The organism is Sorangium sp. So ce117 (genome assembly GCF_051524395.1).
Taxonomy (GTDB): Bacteria; Myxococcota_A; Polyangia; order Polyangiales; family Polyangiaceae; genus Sorangium; species Sorangium cellulosum_B.
The window spans coordinates 6,043,430-6,060,979 of record NZ_CP150309.1 but is presented as its reverse complement, the minus strand read 5'-3'; the positions used below and the strand labels follow the sequence as shown (position 1 = coordinate 6,060,979).

The following is a 17,550-nucleotide window of genomic DNA, read 5'->3' as shown; positions in this document are numbered from 1 at the left end:
AGAGGTGCCCCGCCTTGTCGCCAGCGTTCACGATCCAGCCGGGGCCGCGGCCGCAGATCCGGATCGAGGAGGTCGCCAAGCGCGCTCGCGTCTCGCCCGCGACCGTCAGCCGCGTGGTGAACGGCAGGGGCAAGTACAGCGCGGAGACCCGGGAGCGCGTGCTGGCCGTGATCGACGAGCTCGGCTACGTGCCGAACACCGCCGCCAGGAGCCTCGCGCAGGGGAAGACGGGTGTCCTCGGCCTGCTCCTGCCGAACATCAGCACCGAGTTCATCTCCAGCCTCGTGCGGGCCATCGCCGCCTCGGCGGCCGAGGCCGGCTACGACGTGCTGCTCTCCGTGAGGCCGGAGGCGCCGGCGCGGCGCCTCGTCGGGCGGCACAACACGGACGGGGTGCTCCTCTTCGGCCACTACGTCCACGAGGCCGACCTCCAGCAGCTGGTCCACCAGAAGTGCCCGGCGGTGCTCATGTACCAGTCGTCGCCCGCGGACGCCCCGCTGCCCAGCGTGATCATCAAGAACGCCTCCGGCGCGCGCGCCATCGTGGGGCACCTGATCGAGGCGCACGCCCGGCGCCGGATCGCCTTCCTCCACGGCGTCCCCGAGAGCGAGGACTCGACGACGCGCGCGGAGGGGTACCGGGAGGCGCTGGCCGAGCACGGCATCGCCGTCGATCCGCGCCTGATGCGCCGCGGCTTCGACGCGCGGGAGGCGCGGGCCGCGACGCTCGCGTGGGTGCGCGAGGGGGCCGACCTCGACGCGATCTTCGCGTGGTGCGACCACGCCGCGGCGGGCGCGATGGAGGCGCTGCGCGCCGCGGGCAAGCGCGTGCCCGTGGAGGTCTCGGTCGTCGGCTTCGACGACGCGCCGTCGGCGCGCCACCTCGAGCCCGCGCTCACGACGGTGCGCGCGCCCACGGACGGGGTGGGCTACCGCGCGGTGCAGGCGCTGGTGGACCTCATCCAGACGGGCAAGGCCGAGCGGCGGATCGAGCTGCCGACAGAGCTGATCGTCCGGCGGTCGTGCGGCTGCGATCTCTGAACCCGGCGAGGATCCGCGATCGGTCGTTCGAATTTCCGGAGAAATTCACGGGGAGACGGGGAGACGGGGAGGCGGGGAGACGGGGAGACGGGGAGACGGGGAGACGGAGAGTAAAATCCCAGTGATCTCCCCGTCTCCCCGCCTCCCTGTTCAATTTTTTTTTCGCGCTAAAATGCCAATAAAATGAGGGGATTTGGCAGGTTTCGACGTTGAGCGCCGCGATGGACCCCGCCCTGGGGACAGCGCTCATTCATTCCAGACCGGGACGCTGACGCGTTCTCCGGCGCTGCGCCGCGCGGCCGGGTCGTCGCCCGCGAAGACGACGGTGAACACGACGAACGCGGCCCACAGCGCCGCGAGGTGGTAGATCATCGCGATGCCGCCCGCGGCCTGGTAAATGGCGCTCGACGCCGGAGGGCCGAGGAGCATCCCGGCGGCGTAGAAGACGTTGTAGAGCGAGTTCGCGCGGCTGTAGTCGCGCGGCGCGGTGACGACGCCCTGGAGCGCCAGGCTGAGCGGCGATATCGACGCGAGCGTCGCCCCCGCGACGAACACGGCCACGCACATCGCGTCGTAACGATCGAGGTACACGAAGCCGAGGATCATCAGCGTGCCGATCGTGCCGAGCGCGCGCATGAGCAGCAGGTGGCCGCGGCGGTCGCCGAGCCGGCCAAAGACGTTGGTGAAGAGGAGCATGCCCACCGCGAAGTAGGCGGGGATCTGGATCGTCTGGTCGCGCGTGACCCCCTTTTCCGCCATCAGGTAGAGCGGGAGGAACAGCACGACCGACGCCTGGAAATAGCCGTAGGCGAAGGTCGCGAAGCACGCGGTCTTGATGCGCGAGAGGATCGAGGCGGAGGACGCCGAGGGCTCCGCCCCGCTCGCCGCGCCGGCCTTGCCGTGGGCCTCGGACATGCCCGGCAGGTCGCGGTCGAGGCGCGCGAGCACGAGGACGGCCGAGCTCAGCGAGATCACGCACGAGAGGAGGAACGCCGTGGGCATCGAGGAGAGCGCGACGATGTGCGGCGCGCAGAGCGGCCCGAGGACGTAGCCGAGCGCCATCGAGACGGCGTAGAGGCTCGTGACGAACGCCTTGTTGTCCTTGTCCGACCGGGCGAGCAGGATCGTCTCGCAGCTCACCCAGATGCCGACCGAGCAGGCCCCGTCGAGGAAACGCACCGCGGCGATGGCGGCGAAGGTCGGCAGGAAGGGGAAGGCGCCGACCGCCGCCGCGTACCCGACGAGCGCGAGCACCAGCGTGGTCTTCGCCGAGAACCGGCGGATGAGCGTGTCCATCGGCAGCGAGAGCAGGACGATGCCGAGCGCGAAGCACGACGCGAGCAGGCCGATGTCGGTCTTGGTGAACCCGCGCGCGTCGAGGAAGACCGCCGTGAGCGAGATGGCGATGCCGTACGCGAGACCGAGGAGGAAGATCGAGCCAAAGACGAGCCAGATGTTGCGATCGGGGATGCGGCGGAGCATGAGCGCCCGCCAGGTTCGATCGGTCGCTCCGCCGTGTCAAACGGGTACGTGCGTCAGGAAACGTGCCTCGCCGGCGGTGGCGCCGCGCACGCCCGCGAGCGCCGCGCGCGCGATCGCGCTTCAGCGATGGCGTCAGCGCAGGAAATCGAGGAGGAGCTGATTGACCTTCTCGGGTCTGTCGTAGTGCACGAAGTGGCTCGCGTCGGGGATGCGGGCGACTCGGGCGTTCGGGACCAGCGCCGGATCCGGCGCGGCGAGCTCGGAGCCGAGGTAGCGGTCGTGCTCGCCCCAGATCACCTGCACCGGGATGTCGATGCGGGGCGGCCTGCCGGCCTCGCGCAGGCTGCCCGGGCGGAAGAGGGCCCGGTAGTAGTTGATCATCGCCGTGAGCGCGCCGGGCTGCGACCACGCCTTCACGTAATGCGCGAGATCCTCGTCGCTCACCGCGCCCGGGCGCCGCGGGTCGTCCTTCACCGCCGCGCGGAGCCACGCAAAATCGTCCTTCTGCGCGGCGAGCTCCGGGAGCATCGGGAGCTGGAAGAAGAACATGTACCAGCTCTTGCGGAGCTGCCGGGCCGTGCGGAACCCGGAGAACAGCCGCTCGGGGTGAGGGCAGTTGAGGATGACCAGCCGCTCGAGGAGCGCCGGGTACCGCGCCGCGAACCCCCAGGCGATGCCGCCGCCCCAGTCGTGGCCGACCACCGCTGCGGCGCGCTCCGCGCCAGAAGCCTGGATCAGCGCGGCCACGTCCGCGGTGAGCTCGGCGATGGCGTACGCGGCGACGCCCTCGGGCTTGTCCGAGAGGTTGTAGCCGCGCATGTCGGGCGCGATCACGCGGTAACCCGCCTCGACCAGCGCGGGTATCTGGTGGCGCCACGAGTACCAGATCTCGGGAAAGCCGTGGAGGAGCACGACGAGCGGCCCGTCGCCCGCCTCGACGTAGTGGAGGCGCACGCCGCCGTGGTCGGTGAACCGGTGCGAGAGCTTGGATTCGTCGAAGGTCATCGTCTCTCCTTGCGCTGATTCCGTCGAACGGCCGCCGGCGCTCTGCCGCGCGGTCACGGGTTGAGTCCCGGGATCCTACACGGTGCTCCGGGCGGTTCGACGCGCCAGAGGCCGCGGCGGACGCCCCTGTCGAGCGACGCCGTGGTTCTGTCATTGCAAGAAAATTACGGCTTCCGGGCGGCGCGTGGCTCACCCGTGGTGCCGTGTCAGCGCGACGAGGGTGGCGACCAGGAAGATCACCAGCCCGAGCGCCCCCGCCGCCCCGAGGAGCAGCGTTCGCTGGAGCTTCGCGACGCGCTGGGCGGAGAGGATCTCCTGCTGGATGCCGTTGCAGATCTTCTTGGTCTCGCGCAGGAGCTGCCGCGCCGCCGTCGGATCTCTGGCGATGCGGCTCGCCTTCAGGCTCTCCGGGCGGCCTCGCACCATCGCGCGCAGGATCAGCACCATCAGCTCGTCTTGCCAGAATTTCTCGGGGATGGCGTTGCGGCGCTTCACGTAATGGTCGTTCCCCGCCAGGTGGCTCGGCGTGAGGGGCAAAGGCACGTCCTCCAGGGAGCCCACGAACTTGCCGAGCGCCTCCACGTCCTGTTGCTGTTCGGTCAAGATGAAATAGAAGAGCGCGCCGACCGCGTAGAGATCGTGCGCCTCGCCGAGCCGGCGCACCAGATCGAACTGCTGGTTGTTCGGATCGAGCGGCGGCTCGCCTCGGAAGCAGGCGATGAGCTCCCCGCTCGACGGATCTCGCTCGATCCGGATGATCTCGAGATCGTGATCGTGCCTCGGGTCGCGCTCATCGGCCAGGATGTCGGTGTCCATCAGGTCCGCCGCGAGGGGCTTCGGCACCCGGAACCGATCACCGTCGAGCGTGATCCGCTGCGCGATGCGGAACTTGCGGCGGCAGGCCTCGGGCGAGAGGAAGGGGTGCTTGATGCTCCCGCCGGCGACCTCGTCTTCGTACCAGCTGCGGGTGAGCTCGTCCTTGTCGGACAGGCCGAAATCGATGACCCGCACGTGGAATCGCGGGGAGCTGATCATGTCGTCGAGCGCCTCGCGGAGGTCGCTCGCGCCCTCGCGCTGGCGCTCGGCGGTCGTGGCGCTGGCGGGGGTGATCATCAGGTTGTCGGGGGCGAGGTCCTTGTGCACGATGGTCTTCTCGCCGTGCAGCCAGGCGACCGACTCGGCGAGCTCCACCATCAACCGGACCTTCTCGAGCAGGATCGTCTTGTGGAAGAGCGTGTGGGACCGGTCTTGCCGCCACACGTCCTCGATCCAGGTGAACGCCCGCCTATGCCACGGATCGCCGCGCTGGGCGCGGGTGTCGAGCTCGACCCAGGGCTGGCCGCACCGTGCCCACAGGGCCTGCAGCTCGCTGCGGCGGCGCCCGACGAACTCGACGAGGCTCACCTCGAGGAGCTCCATCACGACCGCTTCGCGATCGACGAAATTCAGGATCCTGCCCGATCTGGCGGTGGGGCCCTGCTGGCAGCAGCGCTTCGCGGGGTACTGGAGCAGCTCGAAGAACTGCCCGTTGATGTAACGGCCCGAGAGCTCGTATCCGCACTCCTTGCAGTGAAGCGATGGGTGGCTCTCCGTCGCGATGTCCTTGCGCCGGAGCAGCGTGTTGCACCCCCTCGGGCAGGCGGGGTGGTAGATGGTGCCGCAGCCGCACAGCACCATCGGCTCGAGCTGGATGATGTCGAGCGTGCAGACCACGTTCACGCCGGCGTCGGTCGTCATCTCCTTCAGCAGCTTGATCTCCTGGCTGAACAGGCGCTCCTCGGAGAGCTGCGCGAAGTCGTGGAGCACCTTGATCGCGACGAACCGCACGTTCTGGCCGGCGCTCAGCTGCATCCCCTTGTAGACCTTCGCAAATTTGCCGCGGCCGAGCTCGATCGGCGAGCAGAGCCCCGTCGCATCGCGGGTGGTGAGGAACTGGTAGCTGACGTTGGCCTGGACGGCGTTCAGCGCCGCGCCGGGCGCGCTCCTCGGCGTGGAGGAGGCTCCGGCGCCTTGCTCGCCGGGGATCGGTTGCGTCGACTCCGGCTTCTGCACCAGTGTCAGCATGGTCATCACCTCATGAGTCCAGGGTTCGATCGCCGCGCTCGCGCGCGTGAGCGGCGGCCTAGAAGACGTTGATGCACGCGAGGTGGGCCGTCCCGGTCGCCGGGTCGACCGCCGACAGGACCACGAGCCGCTTCGCGGCGCCGTCGGCCGCGATCGCCGCCGCGAGCCACGGGACGTCGACGCGGAGGCGCGCTCCGCCGGCGGTCGCCTCGGCGCTGTCGCAGTGGAGCCGCTGTACCCGGGCGCGCCGGTGCCCCAGGTCGAAGCGCACGTCCCGCGCGACCTCGGGGAGGAGGAGGCCCTCGCAGCGCGTCGAGGGGTTGCTGGCATCGTGATAGATGCTCGGCCGCGGCCCGCCGGGGAAGACGGCGCGCCGCTCGACCTCGATGAAGAGCGAGCCTGCGCGCGGCGACACGAGCAGCGGCGCGGGCAGGAGGTCCGGAGCGGCCGCGAACAGGATGGGTGTCTGGAAGCGGTCTCGCTCGTCGACGGCCACCGACTGGAGCATGAGCCTCCGGCCCTCCGGCAGCGAGCGCGCCTCGCAGGTGCCAGCCCGCGGGGCGGCGAGCTCCAGCAGCCCGGCGGCTCGCGGGGCCTCGACCCCGCCCTCGTGCTGCGCCATCGCAGCTGCAGGCGGAGCGCCGCGCCCGGCGTGGACGAACCAGGGCGCCGCGCGGAGGGGCTCGGCCGCGCGCCCAGCGAGGCTCGCCCCGAGCGCCGAGAGCTGGCGGGCAGCCGCCTCTGGATGGACGAAGCGCCCGCCCGCCTCCCAGACGATCGCCTCGAGCTCGTCGGCCACGACGGCGGCGCTCTCCGGCCGAGCCGCTGGATCGCGCGCGAGCGTGTGCAGCACCAGCTCGTCCAGCCGCCGTGGTACGTCGGCCCGCAGCGAGCGCACGGGCGGGGCGGAGGCCTCAAGGACGGCCCGGATCGTGGCGATGTCGGTGTCGCGTCGGAAGAGCGGCTGGCCGGTCAGGAGCTCGTGAAGGATGACCCCCACGGAGAACAGATCGGATCTCCGGGTCAGCGGCGACGCCGAAGCCTGCTCGGGCGACATGTACGCGAGCTTGCCCTTGACCATCAGACAGCCCGTGGACTCCACCAGCCGGTGCTTGGCCCAGACGATCCCGAAATCGATGATCTTCACCGCGCCATCCGGGCAGCACATGATGTTCTGCGGGGTCACGTCGCGGTGGACCAGGTCGCGGTGATTGCCATGCTCATCGCGCAGCTCGTGCGCCGCGTGGAGTCCCCGGCATGCCTGGGCGAGGATGGCGGCCACGAGGTCCGGCGGCAGCACCCGCGCCGCGGTGTACAGCTGAGCTCGGAGCGAGGCCAACGTCACGCCGGGCAGGTACTCCATCACCATGTGGAGCGGCTGGTGCTCGTCGCCGAAATCGAGGATACGAACGACGTTGTTGTGGTTGATGCTCGCGAGGACGCGCATCTCCTCGAGGAACATCCTGGCGGCGTCCGGTATCTTCCCGGCCAGATCCGGCAGCATCACCTTCAACGCCACGTCACGGATGAAGCCGCCAGGGCCTTTCTGCCGCGCCAGGTAGACGGCGCCCATACCCCCGGAGCTGAGCTCTCCGATCACTTCATAGCGACCGAACATGGGACGGAACGTCATGTGCCGCGCCGCTTCTTTCGTTGATAAACCGCCCGTCGTGGCCGGAAAGGCCATGTCCGTCGTCATGGCCGACTAGGTATGATTCGAATTCTATGGCCCTGGTAGTGGTATCGAGCGCAGGCGTGAAAAATCCAGGAAACGCCTTGCGTCCGGGGCAAAGGTGCCGGTTCGTCGCGCTTTTCTGGGATCAGGCGACGGCCGCGCGATTCGTCAGGTATCGCAGCGGGGCGCCGGGGGAGGGGCGGAGCGGGAGGCGCTCAGACGTCGATGATCTTGCCCGGGTTCATGAGGTTCAGCGGATCGAGCACCCGCTTGATGGACCGCATGATCGCGAGCTCCTCTACCGAGCGCGAGTAGGGCAGGTAATCCTTCTTGAGCAGGCCGATGCCGTGCTCGGCGGAGATGCTGCCGTGGTACTTCTTCACGAGCGAGAAGATGGCGTGATCCGCCTCGTGGGTGCGCTTCAGGAACTCCTCGCGCGTGAGGTCGTCGGGCTTCATCACGTTGATGTGGAGGTTGCCGTCGCCGATGTGGCCGAAGAGCGCGATCTCCCACCCTGGATAGCGGGCCTCGAAGAGGCTCTCGAGCTCGGAGCAGAAGCCCTCGAGCTCCTGGATGGGGAGGGACACGTCGTTCTTGTGCGGCAGCCCGGTCGCCGACAGGCTCTCGCTGATCCCTTCGCGGAGCGCCCAGAGCTCGGCGGCCTGCGCGCCGTGCTGCGCGAGCGTGCCGTCGGTGACCAGCCCGCGCTCGAACAGCGAGGTGATCCACGCCTCGAGCGCCTCGGGCTCGCCGCGCTCGACCTCGATGAGCACGTAGTAGTCCGACGGCGCGGAGAGCGGCACACGCACGTTCCTGTGGCGGCGCAGGCGCGCCTGGCACTTCTCGGTGAAGAACTCGTAGGCCATCACCACGAACGGCCCCGTCCGGGCCTCGCGGAACAGCGCGAGCACGCCGGCGAGGTCGGGCACCGCGAACAGGAACACGTTGAGCGCCTCGGGCACCCGCGTGAGCTTGAGCGTCGCCTCGGTGATGATGCCGAGCGTGCCCTCGCTGCCGATGAACAGCTGGCGCAGGTCGATCCCCGTGTTGTTCTTCTCGAGCGCGCCGTTCAGCTCGAGCACGGCGCCGCTCGCGGTGACGACGGTGAGCCCGAGCACCCACTGGCGCGTCAGGCCATAGCGGATGACCTTCACGCCGCCGGCGTTCGTGGCGATGTTGCCGCCGACCTGGCTCGACCCCTTCGAGGCGAAGTCGACAGGCCAGGTGAGGCCGTGCGGCGCGACGTGCTGGTGCACCGCCTCGGTGACCGCGCCGGCCTCGACGCGCACGGTCGCGCCGAGGACGTCGACCGGGCCCATCTTGCGCATCCGATCGAGCGACACGACGAGCTCGCCCCTGGCCGCCACGGCGCCGGCGGCGAGCCCCGTGCGGCCGCCGGAGGGCACGATCGGGACGCGGTGCTCGGAGCAGAGGCGGAGCAGCCGCGAGACCTCGTCCGTCGAGCGCGGGAGCGCGAGGGCCGAGGGCCTGGGCTCGTGGACCTTGGTCCAGTCGCGGCCGAAGGTCGCGAGATCGGCGGCGTCCGTCGAGAGGAAATCCGCGGGGAACTCACGCTGGACGGCCTCGAGGAAGGGGCCGGGGAGGCCAGTAAGTGGGGTCATGGTCGGCTCGGTACTGCGGCATCGCCGGGAGGGCAAGGGCAGGCGGTCTTCGCCCTCACCCGGGGACCGGCGCGCCGAGCGGGTCGCTTCGGCGGCGTGGCGGGAGTCCTCGCGGCCCAGGCGCCGCGAGAGCGTTGCCGCGCCACGACCGACAGGGCATCTTGACCGAGGAGCGCGCATGGACAGGGCAGACCGCGCGGCAAGGGTGGCAAGCATGGCGGTGCTCGCGCTGGTCGCGTGCGAGCGCTCTGTCAGCGAGGCGCCGCGTGGATCGAGCACCGCGGGCGCCGCCGAGGGCGGCGGGGGCGGCGCTGCCCCGGACCCGATCGCGGCGAGCAGCGGCGCGTCGGGCGCGAGCGAGCAGGGGAACGCGGGAGGGCAGGGCGGCGGCGGCGGCGGCGGCGAGGGCGGCGCGCTGAGCTGGGAGCCGGTCGAGACGGACTGGTGCTCGGCAGGGTGGATCGGCCTGGACGACCACACCTGCTTCCATGTGCCGGAGACCGCGCTCCGCGGCGCGCCGATCCTTTATGTGCTGCACGGGGCCATGGCGCCCGACTCGCTGCCCGTGGACCTGCAGGCAACCGCCGCGGGGGCCGCCGAGGCGCTCGGCGCCGTCGCGGTGTTTCCGCGCGGAAGACCAGGACTCTGCACATGGGATCCGTCCGTGGAGACCTACTCCTGCTGGCCGACGCGCCGCGAGACCGTCGACGCCGCGGCGCCCGCCCTGCTCGAAGAGTGGATGCGCGCAGAGGCGTTGATGGAGCGGATCCTCGGCGGGACGTTCGGCGGGCGTTATGTCATGGGCTTCTCCAACGGCGGCTATTTCGCGAGCTACGTGGCGCTGGAAGGCCTCGTCGCCGTCGACGGCGCAGCGCTCGTCGGCGCGGGGCGCATGGTCATCGAGGAGCACCTGTTCTCCGAGGAGAGGCCGCCGATCTTCATCGCCGTCGGTGAGCTCGAGCTCGCCTCCACCATCGCGAGCGCCGAGAACCTCGCCGACGTGCTGACCCAGCACGGCTGGGAGCACGAGCTCGTGGTGCACCCGGGGCGCGGCCACGAGATCCACGCCGACGACTTCTCGAGAGCCTGGGAGACCTGGATGGCCGCGCCCTGAGCGGCCCCGCGCCGCCGCCGCGCTCGCCCGGCGGAGGATGGGGCCGACTCGACTCGTTAAGACCCCGACGCGCGCAACGCGGGATGCCCGGAGCGTCCTTTTTGAGCACTCTTGCGTACATGAGCGCAGGGGAGATGGGCCGAGCGGAGCGGCGCTGATCGCCTGAGGACGGCGAATGCATCTGCGGTGTTATCGCCCCTTGTCTCATGTTGTCGGCGCGGAGGCTCGACATCGTCGGAGACACCCCGTCGACGCGCGCTGCGCCGAGAAATCCGCAGCGCGTGAAAGGCGTGTTATTGCCGGAGCTGCCGTGTTGCGCGAGGCGCTCCCGGCGGGCGCCGAGCGCGCCTGGAAGCGCCTTCTCTGCGCAGTGATCCGGCGCGGGGGGACGCGCAGGATCACCGCGGGGTCGTGCGCTGTTTAGGAATGTCGGTTTGTCGTTGCCTCGCGCCCGCAGCGCGCGCCCTCGGGCGGCAGGCTCTGCACACCAGCTCTCGGGCATGAGCGCTGCTCTCTCCGTAACCCGACTGGCGCGACGGTCTTGCAGACGTCGCGGGCAGGGCAAGGAGGAGAAATGGTCGAGCTGTTGAATACCAGGTTGATGTGCGTCGCGATGGCGATGGCGGCGCTGGCCACCGGGTGCGCGGTGGGCGCGGGCGAGGCGGACGTCGACGAGAGTGATGCGGACGAGGCCGTGACGGTGGAGGAGGCCTCCCAGGCGCTGTGCGGCGACGCCAGCTGGGCGCGGAGCTGCAATGGCGCCCCCGGGGGCTTCACCGACCCGAACTGGGGCTGGAACAACGGGAACTGGGGCGTCCCGAGCTGCGGCAACGGGGGCTTCACAGGCGGATGGAACCCCTGGGGCAACCAGGGCTGGAACAACTGGGGCAACTTGGGCTCTCCCGGCTGGAACAACGTCGGGAACTTCAGGCCTTGCGGCGGGAACCCCTGGGGCGGCTTCAAGCCGCCGTGCGGCAGGCCCGGCTGGGGCGGCGTCGGGCCCGGCTGGGGCGGCGGCGGCTGCGGCAGGTTCTAGCCCGCTGGCCCGGAGTCCATCCGCGGCGATGACGGCGAGCGCGGGCGCTGGACCGGCGCGCGACAGGCCCTCGGAACACGAGGGACCCCCTGCGCGCCCGGCGCCCGAGCCGCGGGTCGTCTGACGGGTCACTCGGGGAGCGTCACCGGGACCCTGGCCTCCGGAGCTCGCGGCAAGCGCGAAGCTCCTGGAGGCCAGGCGCCCCGGGGGTCTCCGGATCGGCGACGGCCGTGCGTCTGACGGCCACGTTCCGGGGCCCCCCACCTGTCGCATTTTAGGACATCGCCGCCTGGCAGGCGCACCTGGGTCTGGCGGATCGGCCGCTGCCCAGCCCGTTGCACACCTCGGCGCAGATCGCGCGCCGAGGCGCGGTGCCTGCGCTCGCGCCAGGCCTCGCAGCCCTCGTCCCATGGCGGATCGCTTCTTGCTCCCTCTGGAGCGCGCCGGATCGCCGGCGTCCTCGAGGAATGCTCGCCATGATGTCTTTTGCGACACCCGTCTCGCGTTACATGACCTGTGAAGTCATCGCGGCGTCCGACATGACGCCGCTGCCAGAGGTGCACCGCACGCTGGGCGAGCGCGCGATTTCCTGCGTTCCGATCCTGGACGCGGCGTCGCGCGCGATCGGCGTGCTGTCGCGCACCGACCTGCTCCGGCTCGGCAGGTTCGAGACGAAGACGAACAGCCGAGGAATGCTGCTCACCTTGCCCGATGTCCCGTCGCGCGCCGTGCTGCGCCCGGGCATCATCACCGTCGGGCGCGCGACGCTGGTCGCGCAGGCGGCGAGCGTGCTGCTGAAGCACCGTATCCATCGCGTGTTCGTCCGCGAGGACGAAGCCTTGACGGGCGTGTTCAGCACCAAGGATCTCCTGCTCTCCCTGGTCGAGGCGCGGGACCCGACGCCGATCGGCGGGCTCATGTCGGCGCCCGCGTACACGATCCCGCTCGACGCGCCGCTCGCGCTCGCCGCCGACCGGCTGACGACGGCGCAGGTGAGCGGGCTCGTGGTGGTGGATCCCGGCGGGTGGCCGGTGGGGATGTTCACCCAGACCGAGGCGCTGCTCGCGCACGGCGTGCTGTCCGATTCACCGGTCGAGGACGTGATGAGCCCGGCCATGGTCTGCCTCGACGTCCGGACGCCGCTCCACCGCGCCGCGGCCGCCGCGCACGCGGCGCAGGCGCGGCGCGTGCTCGTTGTGCAGGGGCGGCGGCTCCGCGGCGTGCTGACGGGGCTGGACTTCGCGCGCGCCGTCGCAGGGACGGGCGTGATCTCCATGGCCGCCAGGTCCAGGGCGGGATAACGCCGGCCGCGGCGAGCGCGGCCTTACCGCGCGGCGGCGCGGGTCGCCATCCGCTCGACGACCCCGTCGGCGTCGGCGGTCAGGCGCGCGGCGAGCGCGCGGGCGGCGGCGGGCGAGGCGGACGCGACCCCCTCGACGGCGCCGAGCCGCGCGCGGCGCGGGAGGCGCGGGTCCGCGGCGAGGGCCTGGAGCTCGGCGATCACGCGCGCCGAGGCGGAGGAACGCGTGGCGGCGCGGCCCGCCGCGGTGAGGGCGCGCGCCCTCACGTACGCCGGGGCGCCGGGATCGCGGCCGACCGCGAGCAGCCGATCGGCGTCGGCGCCGGCCGCGCGGAGCAGCTCGTCGAAATCCGCGCCTCGGGCCGCGCTCTGGCCGCAGAAGTGCCCCGCGAGCAGCGCCGCTGCGTGCGGCGGGAGCGCGGCGGTGGAGGCGAGGCGGTCCGGCGCAAACGAGCGAGCACCCTCGCCCGGAGTCGGCGGCGCGATCGGCGCTCCGCTCGCCGGCGTGTCCGCGTCGGCCGGGAGCGGGACGGCCGCCCCGCCGCCCTGCTCGACGATCCCGCGGTAGAGCGCGCTCGCCCGCACGATCGCCGTCTGCTGCGGCGTCATCGTGCCCGAGAAGTCGCCCCCCGTCGGGAACATGAGATTCCCGAAATCCGGGCAGCGCTCCCTCCGTGACCTCATGTTGCTGCACTGCTCGGTGTCGTCCAGCGGGTCGCCGAAGTCAGCGTCGAGCTCGGTCGTGTGGAACAGCCCGGCGAGATGGCCGAGCTCATGGCGCAGGATGAAGCTGTCAACCGAGGGCTCCTCGTAGAGCGTGACCACGATGCCGCTCAGGTGGGTGCCGTGCTCGACCGCGACCGAGGGCACGGCGGGCGTCACGCCGGACGCCTGCACGATGCTCCCCCCGAACGCCGTCACCGCGATCACGTTGAGGGCCGGACGGCCGGGGGCGCCGGCCGTCTGCTCGAGCAGGCCGGGGAGGAGCTCGTCGTCGATGAACTCCCACTCCGAGCCCAGGTGGCGGATGTTGATGCTGCCCACGCCGAGGCCCACGTACCCCTCGTACGCGGCGAGCAGCGCGCGCCGCATGTACTGCTCGGAGACCGCCTCTCCGGCGATGAAGGCGTTGATGTCGATCTTCCCGCCGTGAAAGCGCCCGTCGAGCGTCCGGCGGTGCCACACCGAGAGGCGCACCGGCTCTACCAGGGGGCCGACTCCGCCGTTGCCGAGCTTGATCCAGTAGACGCCCGGCGCGAGCGGCGCGGATGCGTCCGCGCCGGTCTGGGGGACGGCCGCCGCGCCGATGCCCTGGTTGAAGAAGGCGGCCATCGTGCCTGCGATGGTGTAGTCGGCCGCCAGCAGCCTGCCGTCGGGGCCGCGGATGCTCTCGATCCCGATGGGCTCGAAGCTCGGCGATGACGCCATGATCTCGGCGACGGCCGTGAAGCCCAGGGTGCCCGGCTCGATGGTCACCGGGACGGCGCCGTCGATGTCGACGTTGTCGTGCTCTTCCTTGACGAGGGGCGGAATCGGTGGGGCCCCCCCCTCGCCGATGCTGCCGCCTTGACCGGCCCCGGAGGAGCCTTGCGGCGCGGAGCTCGCGGTGTCTCCGGAGCTCCAGGAGCCGCCGGAGCCGTCGGAGCCGTCGGGCGGCGGCTCGAACCCGTCGACCACCACCCTGCCGCCGCAGGCGCCCGCGACGAGGGCCGCGAGCGCGCCCGCGGCGAGGAGAGCGCCTCCGCGAACCTGCGTTGCCCGGCGCTCGCCGCCCGGCTTCCTCCCGTCCACGCGAGACGCATCGATAGCGCTCGATGCCGGTGCAAGCGACGTTGACATAAGCATGCTCCTGCGTCGGTAAGGGCCCTCCCTCACCGCGCGCGCAGTATGCGCGGGCCCTCGCGCGGTGTCACGCGCTGCGCACGCTCGTGACCTCGGCGGGGTGTGCGATGGCGTGAGCGGCGCTCATTCCACTTGCTTGACGCGCATTCTCACCCGACCTGGAGATGCTTCCGTCGCGCCCTCGAAGCGCTCGATGACGATCACGAAGCGCGACACGCCGTCCGCGCCCTGGACGAGCCACGCGGCGTCCTTGGCCGGCGCGGGGGGCGTCGCGCCGGGCTCGATCCACCGCCCCGTGAAGGCGGTCGCGATGTGGTCGCCGCGGTACGGGACGGCGGGATCGGAGAGGGCCGCGAGGTCGGCCGCGTCGAACCGCGCCTGCTCCGACGCGGCGGTGCGCTCCTTGACCTCGGCGAGCTCCTCGGAGCCCGACGCATCTGCCTGGAGGTCGGCGGCGCGCGTGGTCCCGGGGCCGCCGAGCTCGCCGTTGACGCTGACGAGCGACCTTCGGAAGCAGACATTCCAATCCGTCGACGCGCGCGCCTCTTCCGGCGTGAGCATCAGCTGCCGGTTGCCCGCGAGGTCGAGGCAAGCGCTCGGCTCGGTCTCGGGCGCGTCGATGCCGCCCGCGGTCGCGTCGAGATCCTGGATGTCGACGGTCGGGCCGGAGCCGTCGGGGAGCACCTCGGCGTAGCGGAGCTGATAGAGCGCCGTGACCGGCGCCCCGTCCACCTCCCCGTAAAAGGAGACGATCTGGAGCTTCCAGTACCGGCCCTCGTGCTCGATCGCGTGGACGTGGTAGCGGCTGAAGGCGACGTGCTCCTCGCCGTCGTAGGCGTACCAGCGCGAGAAGGCGCCGCCGGAGTCGTCCGTGAGCAGGAAGGGGGTGCTCGGCAGCTCACCCGCTCTGTAGTCCTCGAGGCCGATCGGCAGCGCCCCGCCGTCGCCGGGGCCGCTGAGGCCGCTGTTGGTGAAGACGTCGTAGCCCGAGAGCGCGAGATCCCAGTCGGTGGACGCCGCGCCGTCGCCTTCCGGGAGCGCGATCTCCGGCGTGGCGAGGCGGAGGAAGACGCGGCCGGTGGCTGGCACGTCGACCTCGAGGAGCGCGCCGTCCTGCGTAGTCCCGGGGTTTCCGCTGGAGGTCCCCGGGTCTCCGCTGGAGCTCCCGGGGTCTCCGCTGGAGCTCCCGCCGCCGCCGCACGCCGGGGTGAGCAGGAGAAGCGCTGCCGCGACCGATCCTCTTGTCATGAGTCCTCCCACGGTAGATCGGCGCGGACGCCGACGTAAAACGTGCGCCCCTCGAGGGGCCGGTGATCGCCGCGGCGATCAGGGTCCTTTTGCGCGCCAAGCAGGTTCCTGACGCCGAGATACGCCTGCGACGAAGGCCAGAGCGGCCGCGCGAGCCGCGCGTCGAGCGTCGTGAACCCGGGGGCGTACACGTCTTCCTCGGCGCGCGGGTCTCTCTCGACGAACGCGCTGCTGATGGTCCGGAGACGGGTGACGAGCTCGATCCGGAGCGGCAGATCGGCGCGGAGCGACGCCTGCGCCGTGTGCGGCGGTTTGCCGGAGAGCGGCTGTCCGGGATCGGCGGTGTCGTCGCGTGTCCAGAGGTAGGCGTAGCCGGCCTCGACGCGGAGCCACGGTGTGGCCTGGAGCGTGGCCGAGAGATCGAGGCCCGCGGTGCGCGCCTCGGCGATGTTCGTGTAGGTGTACGTATCGACGCCGTCGGAGGAGCTGACGGGCTTCGGGTCGACGTCGATCAGGTTGTCGACCCAGTTCGAGAAGGCGCCCGCCCGCGCCGTGATCCCCTCTCGGGGGATCCATGTGATATCGCCGTTCACGCCCCAGGACGTCTCGGGGGCGAGCTCCGGGTTGCCATCGAGGATGTAGCCGAGGCTCGAGTGGTCGAACGAGAAGCCGAGCTCCTTCGCGCTGGGGGCGCGGAACCCCCGCCCGCCGGAGACGCGCAGCGTGAGCGACGGCGAGGGCCGGTACGCGAGGGCGAGGCGCGGGGCGACGACGCCGCCGTAACGGACGCGGAGCTCGCCGCGAATGCCGGGCATGAGGGTGAGCTCGTCGGTGAGCTTCCACCCGAGCTGGCCGTAGAGCGCGGCGCTGCCGAGCCGGGTGCTGGGCACCTCGTCGTTCGGCGGGATCTCCTCGGTGCCGGACGTGGTCACGGCGGTGATCTTGAGCACCTGGTCGAGCGTCTCCACCTCGGCGCGCGCCCCGGCGACCCAGGTGCGCTGCCCGTCGGCGACGGTGGCGATCGCCTCGTAGCTCTGGAGGGTGCCCGCGCGCTCGCGCAGCTCCTCGTAGGGCGAGCCGCGCTGGTCGCGGCCGCTCGATCGGAAGGCCCATTGTTGGCCGGCGGCGAGGCGCAGGCTGGAGCCGCCGCCGAGGTCGAGCGTCTCGGCGAGGTGCAGGGTGATGCGGTCGGTCACCTCGGGGAGGTCGTAGAGGTAGACCCCGAGGACGGGCCGCTCCTTCTGCTCGACGCCGTCCTGCTCGTCGTGGATCCAGCGCGCACGGAGCCGCAGGTCGACGCCCCTTCCGAGCGTGGCGCCGGCCCGCAGGCCGAGGAGCGTCTGGGCGCGCTCGGGCAGGGCGGTGGGGGCGTCGGCGCCGGCCTCGGGATGGGCGAGGTTTTTGGCGGGCTCGACGAGAGAGAGGCTGTCCTCCCGCTGGAACGAGGCGTCGGCGCTGACCCAGGCGCGCTCGCCCCTGTAGGCGCCCGATCCCTGGAGGACGAGCCCGGCGCGGCTCCGGCCTTCGAGGCGGGCGCGGCCGCTGAAGCCGGGGTGCTCGGGGGGCGCGGAGAGCACGTTGACGACGCCGCCGATGGCGCTGGTGCCGTAGAGCGAGCTGGTCGGCCCGGTGACGAGCTCGATGCGGGAGACGTCGCCGAGAGGGAGGGACGAGAGGTCGATGGCGCCGCCGGCGTCGCCGATGACGCGCTCGCCGTCCTCGAGGACGAGGACGCGGTCGAGGTCGAAGCCCTGGATCTGGATGGCGCTCGGGTTGCCGAGCGCGCCGTACGCGCTCGGGTTGACCTGGACGCCGAGCTCGCCGTCGAGCGCCTCACCGACGTTGGTGGCGCCGCGGCGCTCGGCCTCGTCACGGGTGACGACGCGCGTGCGCACCGTGGCGCGCTGGCTGCTCTCGGGGGTGCGGGTGCCGGTGACGACGACCTCGAGGGGAGGCGGCGCGGCGGGCGAGGGGGGAGGCGGTGGAGAGGGAGGAGGCGAAGGGGGAGAGGAAGGCGGAGAAGCGGGAAGAGGAGAAGGAGAAGGGGGCGCGGCCGAGGGCTGTGCGGAAGGGAGCTGCGCGAGCGCAGGGCGCGAGAGCGCGGCTGGGACGAGCGCCGGGA

Annotated in this window: 12 protein-coding genes; 4 read left to right on the top strand and 8 right to left on the bottom strand. The window is 71.5% G+C overall.

The annotated features are described in order from the left end of the window. Nucleotides 1-14 precede the first annotated feature (14 nt). Complete coding sequence (locus tag WMF46_RS22630) at nt 15-1,040, top strand: LacI family DNA-binding transcriptional regulator (RefSeq protein WP_437987489.1); 1,026 nt, start codon at nt 15-17, stop codon at nt 1,038-1,040. A 246-nt stretch (nt 1,041-1,286) separates the two neighbouring features. Here WMF46_RS22630 and WMF46_RS22625 read toward each other — a convergent pair whose 3' ends face one another. The 5 genes from WMF46_RS22625 to WMF46_RS22605 all read right to left on the bottom strand — a co-directional run bounded on the left by WMF46_RS22625 (nt 1,287) and on the right by WMF46_RS22605 (nt 8,888). After that, complete coding sequence (locus WMF46_RS22625) at nt 1,287-2,522, bottom strand: MFS transporter (RefSeq protein ID WP_437987488.1); 1,236 nt, start codon at nt 2,520-2,522, stop codon at nt 1,287-1,289. 132 nt (nt 2,523-2,654) lie between these two features. Then, nucleotides 2,655-3,527: an alpha/beta fold hydrolase gene (locus tag WMF46_RS22620; RefSeq protein WP_437987487.1), complete on the bottom strand. Its 873-nt coding sequence runs from the start codon at nt 3,525-3,527 to the stop codon at nt 2,655-2,657. 189 nt (nt 3,528-3,716) lie between these two features. After that, on the bottom strand, nt 3,717-5,591 hold the full coding sequence (locus tag WMF46_RS22615) for a protein kinase (protein WP_437987486.1): 1,875 nt from the start codon (nt 5,589-5,591) through the stop codon (nt 3,717-3,719). A gap of 58 nt (nt 5,592-5,649) precedes the next feature. Beyond that, complete coding sequence (locus tag WMF46_RS22610) at nt 5,650-7,224, bottom strand: serine/threonine-protein kinase (RefSeq protein ID WP_437987485.1); 1,575 nt, start codon at nt 7,222-7,224, stop codon at nt 5,650-5,652. A gap of 257 nt (nt 7,225-7,481) precedes the next feature. Continuing rightward, complete coding sequence (locus WMF46_RS22605) at nt 7,482-8,888, bottom strand: FAD-binding oxidoreductase (protein ID WP_437554856.1); 1,407 nt, start codon at nt 8,886-8,888, stop codon at nt 7,482-7,484. Nucleotides 8,889-9,066: 178 nt separating this feature from the next. On the opposite strand from WMF46_RS22605, the gene WMF46_RS22600 reads away from it, so the two are divergent. The 3 genes from WMF46_RS22600 (at nt 9,067) to WMF46_RS22590 (ending at nt 12,339) form a co-directional block, all read left to right on the top strand. Continuing rightward, nucleotides 9,067-10,002 carry an alpha/beta hydrolase gene (locus WMF46_RS22600; protein ID WP_437987484.1) on the top strand — a complete coding sequence of 312 codons (936 nt, stop codon included), beginning with the start codon at nt 9,067-9,069 and terminating at the stop codon, nt 10,000-10,002. A 574-nt stretch (nt 10,003-10,576) separates the two neighbouring features. Further along, a complete protein-coding gene (locus WMF46_RS22595; protein WP_437987483.1) occupies nt 10,577-11,038 on the top strand; it encodes a hypothetical protein in 462 nt (153 codons plus the stop codon). 476 nt (nt 11,039-11,514) lie between these two features. Continuing rightward, a complete protein-coding gene (locus tag WMF46_RS22590; protein WP_437987482.1) occupies nt 11,515-12,339 on the top strand; it encodes a CBS domain-containing protein in 825 nt (274 codons plus the stop codon). A gap of 23 nt (nt 12,340-12,362) precedes the next feature. Here WMF46_RS22590 and WMF46_RS22585 read toward each other — a convergent pair whose 3' ends face one another. The 3 genes from WMF46_RS22585 to WMF46_RS22575 all read right to left on the bottom strand — a co-directional run bounded on the left by WMF46_RS22585 (nt 12,363) and on the right by WMF46_RS22575 (nt 17,323). Continuing rightward, nucleotides 12,363-14,129 carry a hypothetical protein gene (locus WMF46_RS22585; protein WP_437987481.1) on the bottom strand — a complete coding sequence of 589 codons (1,767 nt, stop codon included), beginning with the start codon at nt 14,127-14,129 and terminating at the stop codon, nt 12,363-12,365. A gap of 174 nt (nt 14,130-14,303) precedes the next feature. Beyond that, nucleotides 14,304-15,428 (bottom strand): HmuY family protein, encoded by a 1,125-nt coding sequence (locus WMF46_RS22580; RefSeq protein WP_437987480.1) that lies wholly within the window; start codon nt 15,426-15,428, stop codon nt 14,304-14,306. After that, nucleotides 15,425-17,323 (bottom strand): TonB-dependent receptor plug domain-containing protein, encoded by a 1,899-nt coding sequence (locus tag WMF46_RS22575; protein WP_437987479.1) that lies wholly within the window; start codon nt 17,321-17,323, stop codon nt 15,425-15,427. The genes WMF46_RS22580 and WMF46_RS22575 overlap by 4 nt, the downstream gene beginning before the upstream one ends. Nucleotides 17,324-17,550 lie beyond the last annotated feature (227 nt).